The sequence below is a fragment of the Halorhodospira sp. M38 genome (assembly GCF_022227985.1).
Lineage (GTDB): Bacteria > Pseudomonadota > Gammaproteobacteria > Nitrococcales > Halorhodospiraceae > Halorhodospira > Halorhodospira halophila_A.
In genome coordinates, this window is the sequence record NZ_JAJNQP010000001.1 from 117,264 (window position 1) to 138,530 (window position 21,267).

Sequence of the window (21,267 nt, forward strand, 5' to 3'; positions counted from 1 at the left end):
TGCGGGCCGGCCCCCGGGCCGGTCCGCAGCCGCAGGGGGATCAGGGCAAACGGTAGCCCTTGTCGCGCAGAAGCCGGGCGACGCCGATCAGCGGCAGGCCGATGAGCGCCGAGGGGTCGTTGCTCTCCACGGACTCCAGCAGAGCGGCACCAAGGCCCTCCGAGCGAATTGCCCCGGCACAGTCGAGGGGATGGTCGGCTCGGACGTAACGCTCGATGGTCTCTGCGTCGAGGCTCCGGAACCGGACCTGTACGGTTTCCAGCAGGTGTTCCTCGGCGCTGTCCTGGCATACGCAGACTGCGGTGAGAAAGCGCACGCATTGGCCGGAGTAGCGGCTCAGTTGCTCTCGGGCACGCTCTTCGCTTCCGGGCTTGCCGAGGATCTCGCTGCCGAGTGCGGCCACCTGGTCGCTGCCGATCACCACGGCTCCGGGGCGACGCTCGGCCACCGCCCGGGCCTTCTCCCGCGCTAGGCGCGCCACGGCGCCTTCCGGGGATTCGCCGCTGGCGATGGTCTCGTCAATAGAAGCGGCATCGATCTCAAACGGGATGCCCAGACGTTCGAGTAGCGCCCGACGATAAGGCGATGCGGAGGCCAGAATCAGCGATCCTGCTTCAGACATGGATTAAGACCCATTGGCTTGGAACGCCGTGCACCCTAGCGCCGTAAACGGCGCAGTGCCAGCACTTTACAGTATCCGGTGGCGGGGCTAGTATGCAGACCCTTATGTTGCCGGATGGGCTGGCTCCAGACGATTTTGGCACGCCGCCTCGTGTCCACCAGGGCACTCTGGCGCTGCCGACCATGCCGCGCCTGGCGCCGTTGCTGGCGATCCAGGAAGGGCAGGCGTGGGCTCGCCTGGAAGGCAGCCTGGATGACGCGGGCCGGCGGGAACTGGCGGGGCGCATCGAGGCGGACGTGCCGCTGACGTGCCAGCGCTGCCTCGGGGTTTATCATCACCCGGTGGTCGTCGCCTTCCGGGTGGTCATCGTGGCGACCGAGGAGGAGGGCGAGGCCCTGCCCGACGAGCTGGAGCCCTATGTCTGCGGCTCGGCGGTTCGGCCCCTGCAGGTCGTCGAGGAAGAGATCCTGCTGGCGCTGCCGGTGGTGGCGCGGCATACAGGGGCGGATTGCACGCCCCCCGAACACGAGGCCGGTATCGCGCGGGAAGCCCTCAGCCCGTTTGCCAGCCTGCAGGGCAAGGTCCGCCGCCACGAGGCAGATGACTAATCCAGGGCCCCGCCAAAAACGAATTTCTGAACCGATCGGAGTGATTAGACAATGGCCGTACAACAGAATCGCAAGACGCCCTCCAAGCGTGGCATGCGTCGCTCCCACGACAGCCTGAGCAAGCCGACGCTCGCCACGGAGCAGAGCACCGGCGAGACTCATCGCCGTCACCACATCAGCGCCGACGGCTACTACCGGGGCCGCAAGGTGACCCGCGGGCAGGACGACTGAGCCGCTCCGCCGTGGTCGTCATCGCGGGGTATTGCCCAGTCGTCGAGCGGGTGAAGGCATGACGGGCCATATAACCCTTTCGCTGGACGCTATGGGCGGGGATCACGGACCCAGTGTCGTGGTCCCCGCTGCTTTGCGGGCGCTGGAACGCCACCCCCATCTCCACGTGGTGCTCGTGGGGCAGGAAGAGACCCTGCGCGAGCACCTCCGGGCGGAGAGGTACGGCGATGCCGAGCGCGTGAGCGTGCGCCACTGCACGCAGGTCGTGGCCATGGACGAGCCGCCTTCCCAGGCGCTGCGCTCCAAGAAGGATTCGTCCATGCGTGTCACCCTGGAGATGGTCAAGGCCGGGGAGGCCGATGGCTGTGTAAGCGCCGGGAACACCGGTGCGCTCATGGCGACCGCCCGCTACTTGTTGAAGACCCTGCCGGGCATCGACCGGCCGGCGATCATGAGCACCCTCCCCACGCTTGACGGTGCCACACACATGCTGGATCTCGGTGCCAACGTCGACTGCACCGGCGACCACCTCTTTCAGTTTGCTGTCATGGGGGCGGTGGCCGCGGAGGCTGTCCACGGGGTGGAGCGTCCGCGTGTGGGGCTGCTGAACATCGGGGAAGAGGAGATCAAGGGCAACGAGTCGGTCAAGCACGCCGCGGAGCTGCTGCTGGAGTCCCGGGAGATCCACTACACCGGTTACATCGAGGGCGACGGCATCTTCAAGGGCGAGGCCGACGTGGTCGTTTGCGACGGATTCGTCGGCAACGTGGCCCTAAAGTCCAGTGAAGGCGTGGCGTCACTGATCTCCGAGTACATGCGCAGGGAGTTCCGCCGCAACCTTCTCTCGCGGATCGCCGGGTTGATCGCGCTGCCGGTGCTGCGTTCCCTGCGCGGGCGTATCGATCCCCGTCAGTATAACGGCGCGAGCCTGCTCGGCCTGCGGGGGGTTGCCCTCAAGAGTCACGGTTCGGCGGACAGCTTTGCCTTTGGTCGGGCCATCGACACCGCTGTCCGGGAGGCCGAACAGGGGGTCCCGGACCTGATCAATGCGCGCATCGAGCGGCTGCTGGGGGCGAGAGAAGGGGCGTGAGCAACGCAAGGATAATCGGCACTGGGAGTTACCTCCCCGAACGTGTGATCACAAACAAGGATCTCGAGCAGCATGTCGAGACCTCGGATCAGTGGATCCGCGAGCGCACGGGGATCGGCGAGCGGCGGGTGATCGCCGATGAGGAGGTCTGCGGCGATCTCGGTCGGATCGCGGCGCAGCGGGCGCTGGAAGCGGCCGGAGTCAGCGGCGATGAGATCGATCTGGTCATCGTCGCCACCTGCACGCCTGACCGGATCTTCCCAAGTACGGCCTCGTCCCTGCAGCGCGCCCTTGGGGTGCGTCCCGGTGCGGCGGCCTTCGACATCTCGGCGGCCTGCTCAGGGTTTATCTACGCTCTGGGTATCGCCGAGCGTTTCGTGCGTTGCGGTGATGCGCGCCGTGCCCTGGTGATCGGTGCCGAGGCGATGACCCGCATCCTCAACTGGGAGGATCGCGGAACCTGCGTGCTCTTCGGGGATGGCGGTGGAGCTGTGGTGCTCGAGGCCTCGGACGAACCCGGTGTGCTCTCCACCCACCTGCACTGTGACGGTCGCTATGAGCCGCTGCTGTATGTCCCGTGGGGGCCGGGGCGGGGCTACGCCGCCCTCGGGGCCCAAAGCGGCTACATCCACATGCGGGGCAACGAGGTGTTCAAGGTGGCCGTGAACACCCTTACGCGGATTGTCGAAGAGACCCTGGACTCGGCCGGGGTCGACAAGGGCGAGGTCGACTGGCTCGTCCCGCATCAGGCGAATATCCGCATCATCCAGGCCACCGCGAAGAAGCTCGATCTGCCCATGGAGCGCGTGGTGGTGACGGTGGGCGAGCACGGCAACACGTCGGCTGCGTCGATCCCCATCGCCTTGGATACCGCGGTGCGTGACGGTCGCATCCAGCGCGGGGAGACCCTGCTGCTGGAAGCCTTTGGTGGCGGGTTTACCTGGGGGTCGGCGCTGGTCCGGTACTAGCCCTCCCGAGATGGATTCCGTGCAGGAGCTGAGATGAGCAATCACACCCCGGAACTTGCAATGGTCTTTCCCGGCCAGGGCTCCCAGGCGGTCGGGATGATGGCGGCCTGGCAGGAAGACGAAACGGTCCGCGAGACCTTCGGCGAAGCCTCCGAGCCGCTGGGTTACGATCTCTGGGAACTGGTCGCGAACGGGCCAGCTGAGGAACTCGATCGGACCGATCGTACGCAGCCGGCCATCCTGGTCGCCAGCGTGGCGCTGTGGCGCGTCTGGCAGGAACGAGGCGGTGCGGAGCCGGCGGTGCTGGCCGGACACAGCCTGGGGGAGTACAGCGCGCTGGTGGCTGCCGAGTCGCTGCAGCTCGCCGATGCGGCCGCGCTGGTCGCCGAGCGCGGTCGCTACATGCAGGAGGCCGTGCCGGCCGGCGAGGGCGCCATGGCGGCGGTCATCGGGCTTGAGGACGACAAGATCCGGGAGATCTGCGCCGGCGCCGCCCAGGGGGCCGTCGTGCAGCCCGTCAACTTCAACGCGCCGGGACAGGTGGTCATCGCCGGCAACCAGGAGGCAGTGGAGCGGGCCGGTTCCGCCGCGAAGGAGGCCGGCGCCAAGCGAGTTCTGCCGCTGCCAGTCAGCGCGCCGTCCCACTGCAGCCTCATGCAGCCAGCCGCCGAGCGTCTGGCCCAGCGCCTCGAGGAAGTAGCGATCGAGGAGCCGCGCCGTCCGGTCATCCACAACGTCGATGTCTCGGTCAGCCGGGACGCTGCGTCGATCCGCCGCCGGCTGGTCGAGCAGCTGGCGAACCCGGTGCGGTGGACGGAGACGGTCCAGAAGATGAGCGGCGAAGGCGTTCAGGTCCTGGCGGAGTGCGGCCCGGGCAAGGTTCTGACCGGACTGACTCGCCGGATTGAGCGCAGCCTTCAGGGCGGATCGCTCAGCGAGCCGGACACTCTGGACGACATGCTGCGCCGTTTCCCGGCGACCAGCTAACCCCATCCGGACAGCTTTTGTTTGAAGGAGGCAGCGTGCACGGCAAAGACGACCTGCAGGGGCAGATCGCCCTGGTAACCGGGGCGAGCCGGGGCATCGGCCAAGCCGTTCTGGAGTCCCTCGGCCGCGCCGGCGCGACGGTCATCGGGACCGCCACCAGCGAGCAGGGCGCCGAGGGAATTCGGCAGCGCCTGTCGGAGGCCGGGCTTATGGGCACCGGGATGGCACTGGATGTCACCGACTCGGAGCAGATTGCCGAGGTGCTGGGCGCCATTGGCCGTGACTTCGGGGCGCCAACCATCCTGGTGAATAACGCCGGCATCACCCGCGACAACCTGCTCATGCGGATGAAGGATGATGAGTGGGATCAGATCATCGACACGAACCTCAGCTCCGTCTACCGCATGAGCAAGGCGTGCCTGCGCGGCATGATGAAGGCGCGCGGCGGGCGCATCATCAACATCGGTTCGGTCGTCGGGGCCATGGGCAACGCCGGTCAGGCCAATTACTCTGCGGCGAAGGCCGGCATCATGGGCCTGACCAAGTCGATGGCCCGGGAGCTCGGTGCGCGCAACATCACGGTGAACACGGTAGCGCCCGGATTCATTGAGACGGATATGACGGCCGCCATGAGCGAGGAGCAGCGGGCGGCGCTGATTGGCAATGTGCCCCTGGAGCGGCTTGGCAGCCCGGAGGATATCGCCGCGGCGGTGACTTTCCTGGCCTCGCCGTCCGCCGGTTACATCACGGGCGAGACACTGCACGTCAACGGCGGCATGCACATGGCTTAAAACTCGTTGTTAAACAGTATCTTGTAAATGGTTCAGGATTCCGCTGGGGCGTTCTGGTACTCAGCGAACTGTTCCCCTACAATACGCGCCGCAGCCGGAAGACTGCGCCAATTAGAACCTCGGAGGACCTTTTAATGAGCAGCATCGAAGATCGCGTCAAGAAAATCGTCGTCGAGCAACTGGGGGTCAAAGAGGAAGAGGTCACTGGTGAGGCCTCGTTCGTGGACGACCTTGGCGCCGACTCGCTGGACACCGTCGAGCTCGTGATGGCGCTCGAGGAGGAGTTCGAGTGCGAGATCCCCGACGAGGAAGCCGAAAAGATCACGACGGTCCAGCAGGCCGTGGACTACATCAAGAAGCACCTGGAGGGGTAACCCCCACGGGCCACAGTCTGAAGGCGCAGCGGGGCCGGTCCGGTGGACCGGCCCCGATACATTCTGCGCCCCGAAGGGCACAAGGGTATGGATGATCGAGCCGTTGTCGTAACCGGGCTGGGGGTGGTCTCTCCGGTCGGTCACTCCGCTGATGAAGCCTGGTCCGCGGTGACCGAGGGCCGCAGCGGGATCCGGACCATCACCGAGTTTGATACGTCCGCCTACGCGGTCCAGTTCGGCGGGACGATCGAGGGCTTCGATGTGTCCCAGTGTCTGCCGCGCAAAGAAGCACGGCGGATGGACCCGTTCATCCACTATGCCTTCGGCGCCTGTGCCGAAGCCCTGGAGTCGAGCGGCCTGGAGATCCGCGAGGACAACGCGGACCGGATCGGGCTGTCCGTTGGCTCCGGCATCGGCGGTATCCTGGGGATCGAGACGGGCCACCAGGCCCTGATGGAGGGTGGGCCACGCAAGGTCTCTCCCTTCCTGGTGCCGAGCAGCGTGATCAATATGGCGGCCGGGAACCTATCGATCCACTACGGGCTGCGCGGCCCCAATCTCTCAACCGTCACCGCCTGCGCGGCGGGCACCCACAACCTCGGTGTCTCCGCCCGCATGATTGCCGCCGGAGACGCGGACGTCATGATCGCCGGCGGTGCGGAGAAGTGCATCACCCCGCTGGGACTGGCGGCGTTCTCGTCGGCGCGGGCGCTGTCGAGTCGCAACGATGATCCCTCGACGGCCAGTCGCCCCTGGGATATCGATCGCGATGGTTTCGTCCTGAGCGAAGGCGCGGCGGTCCTGGTGCTGGAGTCCTATGCCCATGCGCGAGCGCGCGGGGCGACCATACTGGCCGAGCTGGCCGGGTTCGGCACCAGCTCGGATGCCCATCACATCACGCAGCCTGCCGAGAGCGGCGAGGGGGCGCAGCGTTGTATGGCACGGGCCCTTGAAGACGCCGCCATGGCACCCGCGGATATCGATTACATCAACGCCCACGGTACATCGACCCAGGTCGGCGACCTGGCCGAGGCGGCGGCCGTCAAGCGCCTGTTTGGCGATCGGGCCGGCGAGGTGGCCATGAGTTCCACCAAGTCGGTGACCGGGCATCTGCTCGGCGCCGCCGGCGGGCTGGAGGCGGTATTCAGCGTGTTGGCGCTGCGCGACGGGATCATTCCGCCGACCTGCAATCTCCATCACCCGGAGGCCGATTGCGCCGGTCTCGATCTGGTACCCGGCGAGGCGCGGCAACAGCGGCTGCAGGCCGTACTCAGCAACTCCTTCGGATTCGGCGGGACGAACGCTTCCCTGATCTTTCGCAAGGCGAGCTGAGAAGTGGGGGCCCTTGAGCCGTAAGCAACTGGTCAACGGCAGAGCGGATACGGCCCTGGATGCCGAGGACCGTGGCCTGGCCTATGGCGACGGTCTGTTCGAAACCATAGCGGTGAATCGGGGGCGGCTGTGTCTGTGGGACTACCATATGGACCGGCTGCTGGACGGGGCGCGGCAGCTGGGGCTCCCGGAGCCACCATTGGCGACCCTGCGAGAAGAGGCCCGCTTTCTTACCGAAAAGGTGGAGAGCGGGGTGCTCAAGGTGGTCTACACCCGGGGCAGCAGTGAAGGGCGCGGCTACCTGCCCCCGTCCCGGCCGATCCCCACCCGCATCCTGACGCTTCACAATCCGCCGGCGATCCCGCCGGAACGCTGGCAGGGAGTCGATGTCCGCCTCTGCCGGACGCGCATCAGTGCGCAGCCCCGGCTGGCCGGTATCAAGCACCTCAATCGCCTGGAGCAGGTGATGGCCCGTTCCGAGTGGCGGGATGCGGCCATCGCCGAGGGCTTGATGCTCGATGCCGACGGGCTCATCGTGGAGGGTACCGCGACCAACGTCTTCGCGGTCCGGAACTGGGTGTTGCTGACACCGCCGCTGACCCACTCGGGCGTGGCCGGCGTGATGCGCCGCTGGATCGTGGAGCAGGCCGAGGCGTTCGGCCTGCGGGTGGAGAAACGCGGTTTCTATCCGGGTGAATTCGCCGAGATGGACGAGGTTTTCCTGACCAACAGCCTGATCGGCCTCTGGCCGGTCCGCTCGGTGGCCGGGACCTGGGTCCCAGTCGGGAAGGTCAGTCGCGGCTATCTCGAGCAGATCGGCAGTCGCGGGCTCACGCCGCTGGTGGACCCGCCCGAGGTTGGCGGAGAAGGGCGTTGGTGACGCGCGCATCCCGGCGGCGCTGGTGGATCCTCGCCCCGGTGCTTGTGCTTGTGCTTCTGCCGATCGTCGGCGGCGGCTGGCTGTTCTACGAGCTCGACCAGCGCCCTATGGCCGTTAGTGATCCGCCCGCGACCCTAGAGGTTCCGCGGGGCAGTTCGCTGCACGCCCTGGGGCGGGAACTGGAGGCGAGGGGCTGGATCTCCGGGGCGACGCGATTCGGGCTGCGGATCTACGGGCGCCTGACCGGTATCTCCGCTGAGCTCAAAGCGGGCGAGTACGCGGTGGAGCAGGGCATGACCGTCCGTCAGCTCCTGGCGCGGGTGCGCGCCGGCCGGGTCAAGCTCCACCCGCTCACCGTGGTCGAGGGTTGGACGTTTGCACGCCTGCGCGAGGCCCTGGGCCGACACGATGCTGTAGAGCAGACGCTGGAGGGTATCCCCGATCATGAGATCATGGAGGAGCTCGGCCTCGGGGAGCGACACCCCGAGGGGATGTTCTTCCCCACTACTTACCATTTCCCGCGCGGTACCACGGATCGTGATCTGCTGCGCGTGGCGTTCGGGCAGATGCGTCAGGAACTGGCCCGCGTGTGGGCCGAGCGACGGCCGGAACTGCCCCTGGAAGATCCCTACGAGGTACTCACTCTCGCTTCGATCATCGAGCGCGAGACCGGCCGTGATGACGAGCGGCGGAAGGTGGCGGGGGTGTTCACGCGGCGGTTGGAGCAGGGCATGCGCCTGCAGACGGATCCAACCGTGATCTACGGCCTGGGCGAAGACTACGACGGGCGGCTGCGCCGATCCGATCTGCGCCGTGATACGCCTTACAACACCTACACGCGCCACGGCCTGCCGCCGACCCCGATCGCCCTTCCCGGGCGGGCCTCTCTGAAAGCGGCTGTCGACCCGAAGCCGGGCAGTGCGCTCTATTTCGTCTCCCGCGGCGACGGCAGCCACCATTTCTCGGACACGCTGGACGAGCACAACGAGGCCGTCCGACGCTACATCCTGGAGGAGGAGTGACGGAGCGAGGCCGTTTCATCACCGTCGAAGGGCTGGAAGGGGCCGGCAAGACCACCTGTCTGCGGGCCATCGAGCAGATGCTGGAAGAGGCCGGCATCGAGCGGCCGCTGTTCACCCGCGAGCCTGGGGGTACGCCTTTCGGCGAGGCCCTGCGCGGCGCGCTCCTCGACCCGCAGTACAGCGGTCTCAGCGCAGAGGCCGAGGCGTTGACCGTCTTCGCCGCGCGGGCCGAGCACCTCGCGCAGGTCATCCATCCAGCCCTGGCCACGGGGCGCTGGGTGGTCAGCGACCGCTTTACGGACGCCACCTACGCCTATCAGGGCGGCGGCCGCGGGCTCGGTGATGAACGGATCGCGGTACTGGAGCAGTGGGTCCACGGGGGCTTCGTGCCTGACCGGACGCTGCTGCTCGATGTGGATCCGTCGGTCGGACGCTCCCGGGTCGCCAGTCGGGGCAGCGGGGAGGATCGTTTCGAGCAGGAGCAGGACCCGTTCTTCCTTGCGGCGCGCGCCGCTTACGCCCGTCGTGCCGCAGCGGAACCAACGCGCTTCCGTTGCATTGACGCGAACCGGCCGGAAGACGACGTGGCCCGCCAGGCACGCGCCGCACTGGCCGACCTGCTCCCGGCGCGGAGTGCGTCATGAGCGAAGCACCCGAGCATCCGGACTGGGTGCCGCCGGGGCAGGGACGGGGCCAGCTCCCGCCCTGGCTGCTCCCGGAACTTGACCGGCTGCTCGCCCTGCACGACCAGGGTCGGTTGCATCACGCCCTGCTGCTGACTGGGCGAACCGGACTCGGAAAGAGGCTGCTGGCCGGCGTCCTGGCCCGGGCGCTGCTCTGTCAGGGTGGGGAGGAGAGCGGACAGCGGCCCTGCGGGGAATGCCGTGGCTGTCGTCTGACCGGTGGCGGGGCCCATCCCGATCTGCGCACCCTCAGCCCCAGCCGCGGTGGCGAGCGCGGCGAAATCGTGGTCGATAGCGTCCGCGGGCTGGTCGATTTCCTGCATCTGAGCGCGCAGCTCAGCGGTAGCCGGGTCGCGGTGATCGTGCCGTGCGACCGGCTCAACCGCGCAGCAGCCAACAGCCTGCTCAAGACACTGGAGGAGCCGCCCGCAGGGGTGTTCCTCATCTTGGCTACCGGGCGACCGGGGCGGCTGCCACCGACCGTACGCAGCCGGTGCACGGTGCGCGGGTTGTCGCCACCGCGTTGGGGCACGGCACGGCAGTGGCTAATCGAGCGTGCCGCGGCCGGGGCTGAGCGGGCAGACAAGGCACTGGCGCTGGCCGGCGGCATGCCGCTGGCGGCCGAGCGCATCCTCCGCGAACAGGGCCTTGAGGGGTACGAGGCATTGCTCCAGCAGCTTCACCGGTTGAGTGCCGGTGGCGATCCGGTCAAAGAGGCAGAGACCTGGGAACGGGCGCCGGAGGCGTTGGCCGACGCGGTTTCGGCGATCCTCGCGGATCTGCTGCGTCAGCGCCACGGCGCACCGGATCGCGGGCTGCTGCCCTCAACCCTGGCGCAACAGCTGATTCGGCAGGCATCGCCGGAGTCGCTGCACCAGACGTTCCTGCGCATCGGCGAGCACCGGCGCAGCCTGGAGCAACCCCTGAATGGACGTCTGGCCGCGGAGGCGATCCTCCTCGACCTGGCCGCAGCCCTGCGGCCCGTGGGTCACTCGGCCGCCAGGCAGGCCTGAAGCCGCCGCCAGGCTTCCTCCAGGTCCTCCGCCGTGTTGTAGAAGTGCGCCGAGAAACGGATGCCGCCACAACGCGAGGCACAGGCAACATCGCGGGCGCGCAGAGCCGCCAGGAGGCGCTCCGGGTCGGCGCCCGGGACGCGGAAGGTGACAATACCGGCGTGGCGATCCGCTTCAGTCGGTGTCACCAGCTCGAAACCGTGGCGCCGGACGCCTTCCATGGCCTCCCGGGCATTCGTCAGGACGCGCCGCTCGACCTCCTCCAAGCCGACATCCTCGAGCACCGCCAGGCTCGCTTCGAGGGCGTGGCTGCCAAGCAGGTTCGGGCTACCGGGTTCCAGGCACCGGCCGGTGCCGGCGGGATCCCAGTCGGGTCGGTCGAAGGCGCCCAGATCTTCGGCCATATGCCAGCCGATCTGCCAGATCCGCAGCTCATCGCGCACCCGGGGATGGACGTACAGCCCGCCGATCCCCTCCGGGCCGAGCATCCACTTGTGTCCATCCGCGACAATGAAATCGGCGTCCACGGCAAGCTGAAGGGCGCCCAGCGTCTGGATCGCATCGACGCAGAGCAGGACGCCGCGCTCGCGACAGGCGTTACTCAGCCGCTCCAGGTCCATGCGCAGTCCTGTGCCGTACTGGACACTGCTGATCGGAAGCAGCCGGGTGCGTGGCGTCAGGGCGTCGATGAGGGCGTCCTCCGGCGTGGCGCCGTCGCTCAGTCGCACCTGACGGACGTGGACGCCGTAGTGTCGGGCCAGGGATTGCCAGACCCAGCGATTGGAGGGGAATTCCTGGTCGTTGATGATCACCTCGTCGCCGGGCTGCCAGGTCACCCCGTGGGCGACCATGGAGAGGCCCGCCGAGGTATTCGGCACCAGGGCGATGTCCGACACGGCACCCGCGACACCCATCAGTCGTGCCAGCCGGGCCCGTAGACGGTCTTCCGCCTCCAGCCAGTTGGGATAGTCCGCGGCTCCGCGATGGAGGCATTCGTCGGCAAATCGGTGGACGGCATCCCGAGTCCGCTGCGGCCAGGTGCCGACCCCGGCGTGGTTGAGATAGACCAGGTTCGGGTCGAGCGGGAACTCCGGGTGGGCCATTGCCGTTGCCTTTGTCGTTGCCATCGGATCCGGGGGGCGAGTATACCGGCCCGTCGCCGGGCTGTCGGCAGGTTGGCCGCTCAGTCACCCGTGCGATCGGGGTCACCCGGAGAGCCGCGGAAGGTATATTATGTTAAATTATGTTAGACGCAAGCAGCGCGGCTCTCCCGCCACGCTGCCATGGGCTTGTTTCGGCTTGTTTCCGTCTCTCTTCGCCTCAGCTACTCGGGCGCTTGTAACCATCGACCATACCAGCGGTCAGGTTCTGCTTCTCACGCCGACCGGAGAGCGTTACGCCGAGGATGTGCATGCCGACCAGGACCAGCAGTGTATAAGAACTCACGATGTGCACATCCGAGATCAACTCCCCAGGCAGTTGCGCCCCGTACAGGAACCCAAGCGGACCCGCGCCGCGATCCAGCGCTGGCAGCATCATGCCCGATACGGACGCGATCACCAGTCCCAAGAGCAGGATCACTGCCATCACACCGCCCTGCGGCGGATGGCCCAAATAGCGACGATCCTCTCCGGTGCTCATCGCACGCAGATGCGCCATCAACGCACGCGGCCCCGGCACGAAGTGCGAGAAACGTGCCTGTGGCGGCCCGACGAATCCCCAGACGATCCGCGCCAGCACGACCACGGTCAGCAAGTAACTGACCCACAGGTGGGCAGGCATCTCGCCAATCACCGCGGTGAAGAACGACGCCGCAAAGAGGAACGTAATCAGCCAGTGACTGCCACGAACCACCGGGTCCCAGACATAGATGGTGCGCTGCTCCATGAGTCCTCCCATCGCTCGGATGCGCCGGCCTGCGGGCCTTTAGCCCTGGCCGGCCATTCACAGAGGTCTCCCGACCCAAACGCCGCAGCCGGGAGGCAGGGTGTGGCGAATTGTTTCAGCCACTGCGCCCGCAGCCTATCTGTACAACTTTTGTACAACAATACCCCGTAGGCGGTTACCCGCGGGGCCAACAAGCTGGGTGCGCACCAGGTGGGACAACGATAGCCTGTGCTGTGATCCCTGACTCAGCCGTCATTAACGAAAAAAATATTCCATTGCGCTGCAGGGTGCCGCTGTACTCAGACCTGTCGGGTCTCACGCCAGCGCTGCGCGTGCTCCTCGTCGCTGATGTTCCACTCCTGTTCGATGAACTGCTTGTCGCCTGTCTCCAGCAGCGCCCACTGGACGAAGTCGGCGGCGTCCTCCGGAGTATGGAGCTGGCCGTTCTGCTTGAGCTTGATGAATCGGTCTACGGCCGGGAAGCGCTCCGGCGTCTGGGTCCGGATGTGATCCTGCATCGGGGTATCCACGACACCCGGGCGAACGGAGCCCACCAGGATACCGTCCCGCCACAATTCGTCCCGGTAGACCTGATAGATCATGAACAGCGCGGCCTTGCTGGTGCAGTAGGCCCCCCACCCCATCGATGGCTTGTGTGCCGCCCCCGAGGAGATATGCAGGATACGGCTGCCCCGCTCCATGCGCGGCAACAGCCCCTGGGTGAGAAAGACCGGAGCCTCAACGTTAACGGCCATGGCCTGTCGCCAGGCCTCGAGGTCTACCTCTCTGAGCGGTCCCACCGGGTCTAGCAGACCGGCGTTGTGGACCACGGCGCGGACTCGCCACCCCTGAGCAGCATCCACAATGCGGGCGCGATCCTCCGGGTTGGCAATATCTGCACTCAACGTGCGAATGCGCTCAGGAGCGACACTGGCGGTCTCGCCCAACGGCTCGGCACGCCGCCCTACCGTGAGCACTTGTGCCCCGTCCCGGGCGAGTCCGCGCACCAGGGCCCTGCCTAGGCCACTACCGCCACCGGTTACCAAGACCAGATCGTTGTCCTGCCACTTCATCCTGCACTCCTTCACTCGATCCCAGCGACCCGTCCCCACCCGAGCGGGTGTGGACCGGGCCCCGCTCCGATTCAAGGAAAAACCCAGTGTAACCAGTCAGCGCCTTACGGGTCGTTGTCCGGGCCGACGACCTGGTTCGGTGGCACTTCTCCGGCTGCAAAGGCCGCCAGGATGTCACGTAGTTGCCCCACAATGCGCTGTCGTGCCTCCAGCGCAGACCATGCGCTATGCGGAGTGACCGCCAGATTCGGTAGATCCGCAGCCAGTAGCGGATGCTCCGGTGGCGGTGGTTCCTTGGTCAAAACATCCAGTGCCGCTGCACCGATCTCCCCGTTACGCAGCGCCGCTGCCAGCGCCGGCTCATCGATCAGGCCCCCACGAGCGGTATTGACCAGTAAAGCATCGCGGCGCATCAGCCGCAGGGCCTGCGCGTCGATGACTCCGGCCGTCGTTTCCGTCAACGGGCAATGTAGACTCAGGACATCCACCTCGGGTAACAGGTCGTAGAACGGCACACGGCCACTGCGACAGGTCGCGGCTGCGGGCCGTTCCGCTACGCGGACCTTCATGCCCAGGGCCTCGGCATAAGCCGCCACCCGCTGACCCAGGGTGCCGTAGCCGAGAATGCCCAGGCACCGGCCGGATATTTCGCGCTGACCGGGGTCGATGAGGCTGAAATGGGCGCTGCTGCACCACTCCCCCGCCCGGACCCGCGCCGTGGCCGCGGGGATCCGCGTGAAGTGGTTGAGGATCATGGCCAGCGTGTGCTGCGCCACCGCAGTGGTCCCGTAGCCCCGGCAGTTCGCGACGGTGACCCCCCGTTCGCGGGCCGCGTCCAGGTCTACATTGTTGGTGCCCGTGGCCGCCACCGCGATCAGTCTCAGGTTAGGAAGACGGGCCAGGGCCTCAGCGTCGATGACGACCTTGTTGACGATCGCCGCCTCGGCGGGTTCGAGCCGGGGGAGCAGCGCCTCGGGACGGGTCCGGGGGTAGCACTCGAGTGGATCAGCCACCCGTTGCAGCGGGCCGAGATCGAGATCGCCAAGATCGAGGGATCCTGCATCGAGGAAGGCGGTGTGCATAGCGTGGCCCTGGGTGTCAGTTAATAGACCACCTGGCGCGCGGTTGCGCGACAGCCTGTTCGTTATTCTATGATCTTTCAGCTCTTGAGACAGGAGGCAACAAAATATGCCGCCAGGCTGTGGACACTGCCCGCCCCCTCCGGAAGACGCCCTGCAGCAAGCGGCACGCTTGCCGGCCCTCCGGCCGGTTATCGCCGTCACCGGGTACTCGGGGGCGGGCAAGACGACGTTGCTCACCGGGCTCGTGGCGCGGATGCGTCGCGGTGGCTGGTCCCCGGCCGTGGTCAAGCATGCCCACCACGGCTTTGACATGGATCGTCCGGGCAAGGACAGCTATCGGGCTCGGGAGGCCGGCGCCGAGCAGGTTCTGGTGGTCTCCGCTCGGCGCTGGGCGCTGTTGACCGAAACCCCGACTGCCGAGCGGGATGAGGATCTGCTCGTCAGGCGGCTTCAGGCCATCGACCCTGAACGGGCTGACGTCATCATCGCCGAGGGATTCCGCCACAGCGGTGCTGGGCAACTGCTGGTCCACAGCCAGCGCACCGGGACCGATCGCCCCGATTTCCGGGCACCCGGGATACTCGGTGTCGCCACCGATGAGCCGCAGGCTGTGCCTTCGGGGCTGCCCTGCCTGGATCTCGATGACCAGGCCGCTATCGCAGCATTCGTCGAGCAATGCATCCACGGCATTATTGCGCGTACTGACGGCAATCCGGCACCTCACTATTAACAAGTCGAATCAATAAGTTAAAAGCGTACTTGCCCTTCCCTGCAGCCTGGACCGGGGTTACATTGAGCGGACCGGCGCGGGCGTACGCGCGGGTCGATAACAAGCATAAGCCCGGGGACGGCGACACCCCCAACGGAGGGAGGGGAGCCATGAGCTATCAGGAGACTTATCAGGAGTCGATCAACGATCCGGAGGGGTTCTGGTTACGCGAGGCGCGGCGCCTGGCGTGGATGACCGAGCCCCCAGCAGCCCTCGCGGAGGATGAACAGGGACGACAACGCTGGTTTCGCGGAGGACGCCTGAACGTCGCCCAGCTGGCGCTCGACGTGCATGTCGATGCCGGCCGGGGCGATCAGCCCGCCCTCCTCTACGACTCACCGGTTAGCGGCGGTAAAGAACAGTACACCTACCGACAGCTTCGCGACGAGGTGGCGCGCGCCGCCGGGATGCTGAGCGATCTGGGGGTCGGCCGCGGTGATCGGGTGGTCATCTACATGCCGATGATCCCGGAGGCGGTCATCAGCATGCTCGCTTGTGCACGGCTCGGTGCCATCCACTCGGTGGTGTTCGGTGGGTTCGCCGCCAACGAGCTCGCCGTGCGGATCGACGATGCCAGCCCACGGGTGGTGCTCACCGCGAGCTGCGGAATCGAGGTCGACCGGGTTATCCCGTACCAGCCACTGGTCAACGAGGCCCTGCGCCGTGCGGAGCACAAGCCGGAGCGGGTGATCTACGTCAGTCGCCCGCAGGCCGGGGTGGAATGGGACGAGGAACGGGATCTGGACTGGCACACCGGCTTAGCGGGTGCCGCTCCGGCCGATCCGGTGCCTGTCGATGCCACCGATCCGCTCTACATCCTCTACACCTCGGGTACCACCGGGAAACCCAAGGGCGTCGTCCGGGACAGTGGCGGATACGCCGTGGCGCTGAACTGGAGTCTTGGAGCTGTTTACGACCTGCACCCGGGGGACGTCTTCTGGACTGCCTCCGACGTCGGCTGGGTCGTCGGCCACTCTTACATCGTCTACGGCCCCTTGATTCGGGGCTGCACCACAGTGGTCTATGAGGGCAAGCCGGTGCGCACCCCCGACGCCGGTGCCTTCTGGCGGGTGATCTCGGAGTACCGCGCCAAGGCTTTCTTCACCGCTCCTACCGCCTTCCGCGCCATCAAGAAGGAGGATCCCGAGGCGAGCCATCTGCAGCGCTACGACATCTCCTGCCTGGAGAACGTCTTTGTTGCTGGTGAGCGACTCGACCCCCCTACCTACGAGTGGCTCTCACAGACCCTGCAACGGCCGGTGATCGATCACTGGTGGCAGACAGAGACGGGCTGGCCCATCGTCGCCAACCCAATGGGTATTCAGCCCATGCCCGTCAAGAGCGGTTCCGCCACCGTACCCATGGCCGGTTACGATATCCGCGTACTGGACGACTCCGGCCGCGAGTTACCGGCAGGTGAACAGGGCAACCTGGCCATCCGGCTCCCGCTCCCACCGGGCTGCCTGCCGACCCTCTGGAACGACGAGGCCCGCTTTCAGAAGTCGTATCTGGAGCGCTTTCCGGGGTTCTATGACACCTCGGATGGCGGGTTCATCGACGAGGACGGCTACGTCTACGTCATGGGCCGGGTGGATGATGTGATCAACGTAGCCGGCCACCGCCTCTCCACCGGCGAGATGGAAGAGGTCATCGGCGATCACCCGGCAGTGGCCGAGTGCGCTGTGGTTGGTATCCACGACGACACCAAGGGCGAGCTGCCGGTGGCCTTCGTGGTGCTCAAGGATGGCAGTGACATCGACCAAGAGCGCATCGAGGCGGATCTGACCGGCATGATCCGCAACGAGATTGGCGCCATTGCTTCCCTGCGCCGGGTCGCCGTAGTCCAGAAACTGCCCAAGACCCGTTCCGGGAAGATCCTGCGCAAGAGTATCCGGACGCTCGCGAAGGAGGCGCGCGAGCAGGTTCCCACTCCTTCGACCATCGACGACGTCTCGAGCCTGGACGAGATCGCGGACGCGATTCAGGCCTACAATTTGGGACGTCACACCTGACGTCGCCGTGTCGGGCGCGGCCAAAGCGCCGCGCCCCACGGGGCCCCCGCGCCGGGGCGCCTAGCCCAGTGACCAGCCATAGAACCGCTCAAGCTGCTCGTAAACCGCCGGGAAAGATCGTTGCAGCCGCCGCGGGTCGGCGAAGAAAGTCTCCGTGGCTACCGCGAAGAATTCGCCGGGATCCTGCCCGGCGTAGGGGTCGAGTGGGGCCGCGTCGCTCCCCTCTTCCGCCGCGTAGGTCTCCATCGTGCTGAACGCCGGCAGGAAGGCCGCCGACCAGTCCTCGACGGCCATTCCGCTCGGCAGCGGCGGCAGCCCGTTGACCGCGCCCTGACCCATATCCAGCTTGTGCGCGCACTCGTGGATGACCACGCTGCTACCCGGCTCCGGTTCCAGGGCGTCCTCAAGGGAGAGGACCAGCGGCCCCCCTTCCCACGCCTCGCCGATTAACGGTCCCTCCTCGATGTGCACGATGCCGTCTTCATCCTCGTACTCATGGGTGGCGATGAAGCCGGCTGGATACAGAAGGACGGTCGCCCAAGGCGCATACCAGTCCAGTCCCAGCTCCAAGACGGGCACAGCAGCTTGCAGTGCCACTGTGTCGATGGCTAGCGCATCGACTGTAACGCCGGCCAGGCCTTCGAAGCGCTTCTCGTGAACCAGCGCAGCCGCAACGGCTGCCAGGCGTTGCCGCTTGGCAGCATCCAGCCGACGCAGCCCGGGCAGCGCTGCCTCGGCGCGGCTCCAGGCGCCGGGCGAAAGCCTGTAAGCGCGGGCAACACGGCGGCGGCGCCAATTACGCAGCCATCCCACGTCCACGCCTCCCTTGGGATCTTGGGCCCGCCTGGGTCATAATCCACCACCGTTGTCACTGGAAAGCCGATCATGCCAGAAACCACCCCCTGCGGTCCGCGCAAGCACATCAACGTTAACGGCACCGAGTTCGTACTCCTGGGCACGGCGCACATCTCCCGGGCCAGTACCGAAGAGGTCGAGCGTGAAGTGGCCGGCGGCGCCTACGACGCGGTGGCCATCGAGCTCTGCGAGAGCCGCCTGCGCGCCTTCCGCGAGCCCGACCACCTGGAGCGGATGGATCTTTTCCAGACACTCCGTGAGGGGCGTGGTGGGCTGGTCATGGCCAGTCTGGCCCTGGGGGCGTATCAACAGCGCCTGGCCGAGCAGCTCGGCGTGGACCCCGGGGCAGAGATGAAGGCAGCCGCCGCTGGGGCCGAACGCGAGGGCGCCGATATGGTGCTGGTGGACCGGGAGGTCGGCGTTACCATGCGGCGGCTCTATCGCAACGTGCCCTGGTGGCAACGCTTTGGCCTGATCGGCGGCCTGATCGGCAGCCTCGCCTCCTCCCAGCGAATCAGTAGCGAGGAAGTGGAGCGGCTCAAGCAGGGGGATCTGCTGGAGTCGACATTCCGCGAGTTGGCCCAGAGCAGCCGGGCCCTGTACCAGCCACTGATCGATGAGCGGGATCGCTATATGGCCGCGCGGTTGCTGGAGTCCGCGGCTGGGCGCTACAAGCGTGTCCTCGTCGTGCTCGGCGCCGGACACCTCGAGGGGGTGGCGCGCTACCTGGGGCAGGCCTGGGAGGATCCGGGCGTCGAGCGCGAGGCGCTGGATCGGATGCCGCCGCCGGCACGCTGGCCACGCTACTTGGCCTACTTGGTGGCCATCGTGATCATCTCCGGCTTCGTCATCGGATTTAGCCGCAGCCCGGAGCTGGGCTGGACTCTGGTTGCGACCTGGGTGCTGATCAATGGCGGCTTCTCGGCACTGGGAGCAGCCCTCGCCTACGGCCACCCGGTGACCGTGGCTGGCGCCTTCCTGGCCGCCCCCCTGACCTCGCTCAATCCGACCATCGGCGCCGGCTTCGTGGCTGCCGCCATCGAGCTGACCGTGCGGCGGCCTCGGGTCGGCGATTTCCGCGCCTTGCGTCAACATGTGGCCCACTGGCGCGGGTGGTGGACCAACCGGGTGGCCCGCACCCTGCTTGTATTCTTCTTTGCCTCACTGGGCTCGGCCATCGGCACCTATCTGGCCGGTGCACGCATCATCGAGCGGCTGATCGCCGCCTAGCGGTCCCGCGTTGCGTGGAAGCCCAGGTCCGGCCAGCGCTCCTGGGTCAGCTCGAGGTTGGCCCGGGTCGGGGCGAGATACGCCAGCGCCCCGGTGCCGTCCCAGGCCAGCGCGGACTCGTTGCGCTCCCGGAAGCGTTCGAGCATCTTGGGATCGTCGCCGGTCACCCAGCGTGCGGTGTAGACCTGGACGCCCTCGAAGGTGCACTCGACGCCATACTCCTTGCGCAGGCGGTACGCAGCCACGTCGAACTGCAGGGTGCCGACAGCACCGACGATCCAGTCACTGCCGAGTAGCGGGCGGAATAGCTGGGTTGCCCCCTCTTCACACAGTTGTTCAAGTCCTTTTTGTAAGGCCTTCATTCGCATCGGATCCCGAAGAACGACGCGACGGAATAGCTCCGGTGCAAAGTCGGGGATCCCCGTAAAATGCAGCGGCTCGCCCTCGGTGAAGGCATCGCCGATGATGATGGTGCCGTGGTTGTGGATACCGATGATATCCCCGGGAGCCGCCGTCTCGGCATGGGAGCGGTCACTGGCCATGAAGGTGGTGGCGCGGGGGATCTTCATGCTCTTGCCGGTGCGTACCTGGTAGAGCTTCATGCCGGGCTCGAAACGACCTGAACAGACGCGCAGGAATGCAATGCGATCACGGTGCTGCGGGTCCATATTCGCCTGGATCTTGAAGACGAATCCGGTGAAACGCCCCTCGTCGGCGTGGACCTCGCGGCCGGCATCGCGGCTGCGCGGCGCCGGGGCATGCTCAACAAAGTCGTCCAGCAGCTCGCGGATGCCGAAGTCGTTAACCGCCGAACCGAAATAGACCGGCGTCAGGCGCCCGGCGAGGTAAGCCTCAGGATCGAAGGAATCGCTGGCCTCGCGGACCAGCTCGATCTGCTCGCGCCACTCGTCCACCTCTCCCGGGAAGAGCTCGTCAAGGCGCGGGTTGTCCAGCCCCTGGATGACCTCGCCATCGGCGAACAGCCGCACCTGGTCCAGGTTGAGGTGGTAGACACCGCGAAAGCCCCGGCCCATCCCCAGCGGCCAGGTCACCGGCGCGCAGCGGATGCGCAGGACCGACTCCACCTCGTCGAGAACCTCGACCGGGTCACGGCCTTCGCGGTCAAGCTTGTTGATGAACGTCGTAATGGGCGTATCCCGCATCCGGCAGACGTCCATCAGCTGCACGGTGCGCTCCTCGACGCCCTTGGCGATATCGATGACCATCAGGGCCGAGTCGACCGCGGTCAGGGTGCGATAGGTGTCTTCGGAGAAGTCTCCGTGCCCCGGTGTGTCGAGCAGGTTCAGAATGCGCTCGCGATAGGGGAACTGCATGACCGAGGAGGTTACGGATATCCCCCGCTCCTGCTCCATCGCCATCCAGTCGGAGGTCGCGTGAAGCTTGGATTTGCGGCCCTTCACGGAGCCCGCCATCTGGATGGCGCCCCCGTAATAGAGCAATTTCTCGGTCAGTGTGGTCTTGCCGGCGTCGGGGTGCGAGATGATGGCGAAGGTGCGTCGCTTCGCTGCCTCGGTGGCCACGTCTTGCATCGGGTCTCCTGAACGGGGTGAATCCGCGCATCATGAAACCGTACGATTCTACCCGAAGCCCGGCCGTTGCGTCGTCTCCTGAGGCTGGCATCGATGGCCGGGCGGGAACCTGAGCGGGCCTGGTGATGTCGCACCAGGCAGCGCGCCGGGACCGGACGGCAGACCGGCTGTGTCGCGGCGGCATGTACATTCGGTAATGGTGCAAGAG

The 21,267-nt window shown here is 66.6% G+C and carries 22 protein-coding genes; 15 read left to right on the forward strand and 7 right to left on the reverse strand.

The window, feature by feature from the left end; genetic code table 11:
* Window positions 1-40: 40 nt before the first annotated feature.
* Window positions 41-622: a Maf family protein gene (locus LRA98_RS00550; protein ID WP_201167181.1), complete on the reverse strand. Its 582-nt coding sequence runs from the start codon at window positions 620-622 to the stop codon at window positions 41-43.
* A 92-nt stretch (window positions 623-714) separates the two neighbouring features.
* Here LRA98_RS00550 and LRA98_RS00555 point away from each other — a divergent pair, with 92 nt between their 5' ends.
* From LRA98_RS00555 to holB, 12 genes are all read left to right on the forward strand, one after another.
* Complete coding sequence (locus LRA98_RS00555) at window positions 715-1,230, forward strand: YceD family protein (protein WP_201242508.1); 516 nt, start codon at window positions 715-717, stop codon at window positions 1,228-1,230.
* Between the two features lie 51 nt (window positions 1,231-1,281).
* Complete coding sequence (gene rpmF, locus LRA98_RS00560; RefSeq protein ID WP_201167188.1) at window positions 1,282-1,461, forward strand: 50S ribosomal protein L32; 180 nt, start codon at window positions 1,282-1,284, stop codon at window positions 1,459-1,461.
* 58 nt (window positions 1,462-1,519) lie between these two features.
* A complete protein-coding gene (gene plsX, locus LRA98_RS00565; RefSeq protein WP_201242510.1) occupies window positions 1,520-2,551 on the forward strand; it encodes a phosphate acyltransferase PlsX in 1,032 nt (343 codons plus the stop codon).
* Complete coding sequence (locus tag LRA98_RS00570) at window positions 2,548-3,519, forward strand: beta-ketoacyl-ACP synthase III (RefSeq protein ID WP_238632603.1); 972 nt, start codon at window positions 2,548-2,550, stop codon at window positions 3,517-3,519. The genes plsX and LRA98_RS00570 overlap by 4 nt, the downstream gene beginning before the upstream one ends.
* A 33-nt stretch (window positions 3,520-3,552) precedes the next feature.
* Window positions 3,553-4,506, forward strand: a complete 954-nt coding sequence (gene fabD / locus LRA98_RS00575) for an ACP S-malonyltransferase (protein WP_238632602.1) — start codon at window positions 3,553-3,555, stop codon at window positions 4,504-4,506.
* Window positions 4,507-4,541: 35 nt separating this feature from the next.
* Window positions 4,542-5,297: a 3-oxoacyl-ACP reductase FabG gene (fabG, locus tag LRA98_RS00580; RefSeq protein ID WP_238632601.1), complete on the forward strand. Its 756-nt coding sequence runs from the start codon at window positions 4,542-4,544 to the stop codon at window positions 5,295-5,297.
* A gap of 134 nt (window positions 5,298-5,431) precedes the next feature.
* Window positions 5,432-5,671 carry an acyl carrier protein gene (acpP, locus tag LRA98_RS00585; protein ID WP_011814030.1) on the forward strand — a complete coding sequence of 80 codons (240 nt, stop codon included), beginning with the start codon at window positions 5,432-5,434 and terminating at the stop codon, window positions 5,669-5,671.
* An 87-nt stretch (window positions 5,672-5,758) separates the two neighbouring features.
* A complete protein-coding gene (fabF, locus tag LRA98_RS00590; RefSeq protein WP_238632600.1) occupies window positions 5,759-7,003 on the forward strand; it encodes a beta-ketoacyl-ACP synthase II in 1,245 nt (414 codons plus the stop codon).
* Between the two features lie 13 nt (window positions 7,004-7,016).
* Window positions 7,017-7,883, forward strand: coding sequence for an aminodeoxychorismate lyase (gene pabC, locus LRA98_RS00595; protein ID WP_238632599.1), 867 nt, complete (start codon window positions 7,017-7,019; stop codon window positions 7,881-7,883).
* A complete protein-coding gene (gene mltG / locus LRA98_RS00600) occupies window positions 7,880-8,905 on the forward strand; it encodes an endolytic transglycosylase MltG (protein WP_238632598.1) in 1,026 nt (341 codons plus the stop codon). The genes pabC and mltG overlap by 4 nt, the downstream gene beginning before the upstream one ends.
* Window positions 8,902-9,549: a dTMP kinase gene (gene tmk / locus LRA98_RS00605; protein ID WP_201167200.1), complete on the forward strand. Its 648-nt coding sequence runs from the start codon at window positions 8,902-8,904 to the stop codon at window positions 9,547-9,549. The genes mltG and tmk overlap by 4 nt, the downstream gene beginning before the upstream one ends.
* Window positions 9,546-10,601 (forward strand): DNA polymerase III subunit delta', encoded by a 1,056-nt coding sequence (holB, locus tag LRA98_RS00610; protein ID WP_238632597.1) that lies wholly within the window; start codon window positions 9,546-9,548, stop codon window positions 10,599-10,601. The genes tmk and holB overlap by 4 nt, the downstream gene beginning before the upstream one ends.
* Here holB and LRA98_RS00615 read toward each other — a convergent pair.
* The 4 genes from LRA98_RS00615 to LRA98_RS00630 all read right to left on the reverse strand — a co-directional run bounded on the left by LRA98_RS00615 (window position 10,577) and on the right by LRA98_RS00630 (window position 14,643).
* Window positions 10,577-11,728: an aminotransferase class V-fold PLP-dependent enzyme gene (locus LRA98_RS00615; RefSeq protein WP_238632596.1), complete on the reverse strand. Its 1,152-nt coding sequence runs from the start codon at window positions 11,726-11,728 to the stop codon at window positions 10,577-10,579. The genes holB and LRA98_RS00615 overlap by 25 nt on opposite strands.
* 193 nt (window positions 11,729-11,921) lie before the next feature.
* Window positions 11,922-12,488, reverse strand: coding sequence for a cytochrome b/b6 domain-containing protein (locus LRA98_RS00620; RefSeq protein ID WP_238632595.1), 567 nt, complete (start codon window positions 12,486-12,488; stop codon window positions 11,922-11,924).
* Window positions 12,489-12,787: 299 nt separating this feature from the next.
* A complete protein-coding gene (locus LRA98_RS00625) occupies window positions 12,788-13,561 on the reverse strand; it encodes an SDR family oxidoreductase (RefSeq protein ID WP_238632594.1) in 774 nt (257 codons plus the stop codon).
* A gap of 104 nt (window positions 13,562-13,665) precedes the next feature.
* A complete protein-coding gene (locus LRA98_RS00630) occupies window positions 13,666-14,643 on the reverse strand; it encodes a D-2-hydroxyacid dehydrogenase (RefSeq protein ID WP_238632593.1) in 978 nt (325 codons plus the stop codon).
* A gap of 106 nt (window positions 14,644-14,749) precedes the next feature.
* Here LRA98_RS00630 and mobB point away from each other — a divergent pair, with 106 nt between their 5' ends.
* Together mobB and LRA98_RS00640 are read left to right on the forward strand one after the other, a co-directional pair.
* On the forward strand, window positions 14,750-15,373 hold the full coding sequence (mobB, locus tag LRA98_RS00635; RefSeq protein ID WP_201167215.1) for a molybdopterin-guanine dinucleotide biosynthesis protein B: 624 nt from the start codon (window positions 14,750-14,752) through the stop codon (window positions 15,371-15,373).
* 149 nt (window positions 15,374-15,522) lie between these two features.
* The gene (locus LRA98_RS00640) at window positions 15,523-17,424 is read left to right on the forward strand and encodes a propionyl-CoA synthetase (RefSeq protein WP_238632592.1); all 1,902 of its coding nucleotides are present in this window, start codon (window positions 15,523-15,525) and stop codon (window positions 17,422-17,424) included.
* A 60-nt stretch (window positions 17,425-17,484) separates the two neighbouring features.
* Here LRA98_RS00640 and LRA98_RS00645 read toward each other — a convergent pair whose 3' ends face one another.
* Complete coding sequence (locus LRA98_RS00645) at window positions 17,485-18,237, reverse strand: zinc-dependent peptidase (protein WP_238632591.1); 753 nt, start codon at window positions 18,235-18,237, stop codon at window positions 17,485-17,487.
* 72 nt (window positions 18,238-18,309) lie between these two features.
* On the opposite strand from LRA98_RS00645, the gene LRA98_RS00650 reads away from it, so the two are divergent.
* On the forward strand, window positions 18,310-19,509 hold the full coding sequence (locus LRA98_RS00650) for a TraB/GumN family protein (protein WP_238632590.1): 1,200 nt from the start codon (window positions 18,310-18,312) through the stop codon (window positions 19,507-19,509).
* On the opposite strand, the gene LRA98_RS00655 is transcribed toward LRA98_RS00650, so the two are convergent.
* On the reverse strand, window positions 19,506-21,059 hold the full coding sequence (locus LRA98_RS00655) for a peptide chain release factor 3 (RefSeq protein WP_201167225.1): 1,554 nt from the start codon (window positions 21,057-21,059) through the stop codon (window positions 19,506-19,508). The two genes, LRA98_RS00650 and LRA98_RS00655, sit on opposite strands and share 4 nt — an antisense overlap.
* Window positions 21,060-21,267: the final 208 nt, after the last annotated feature.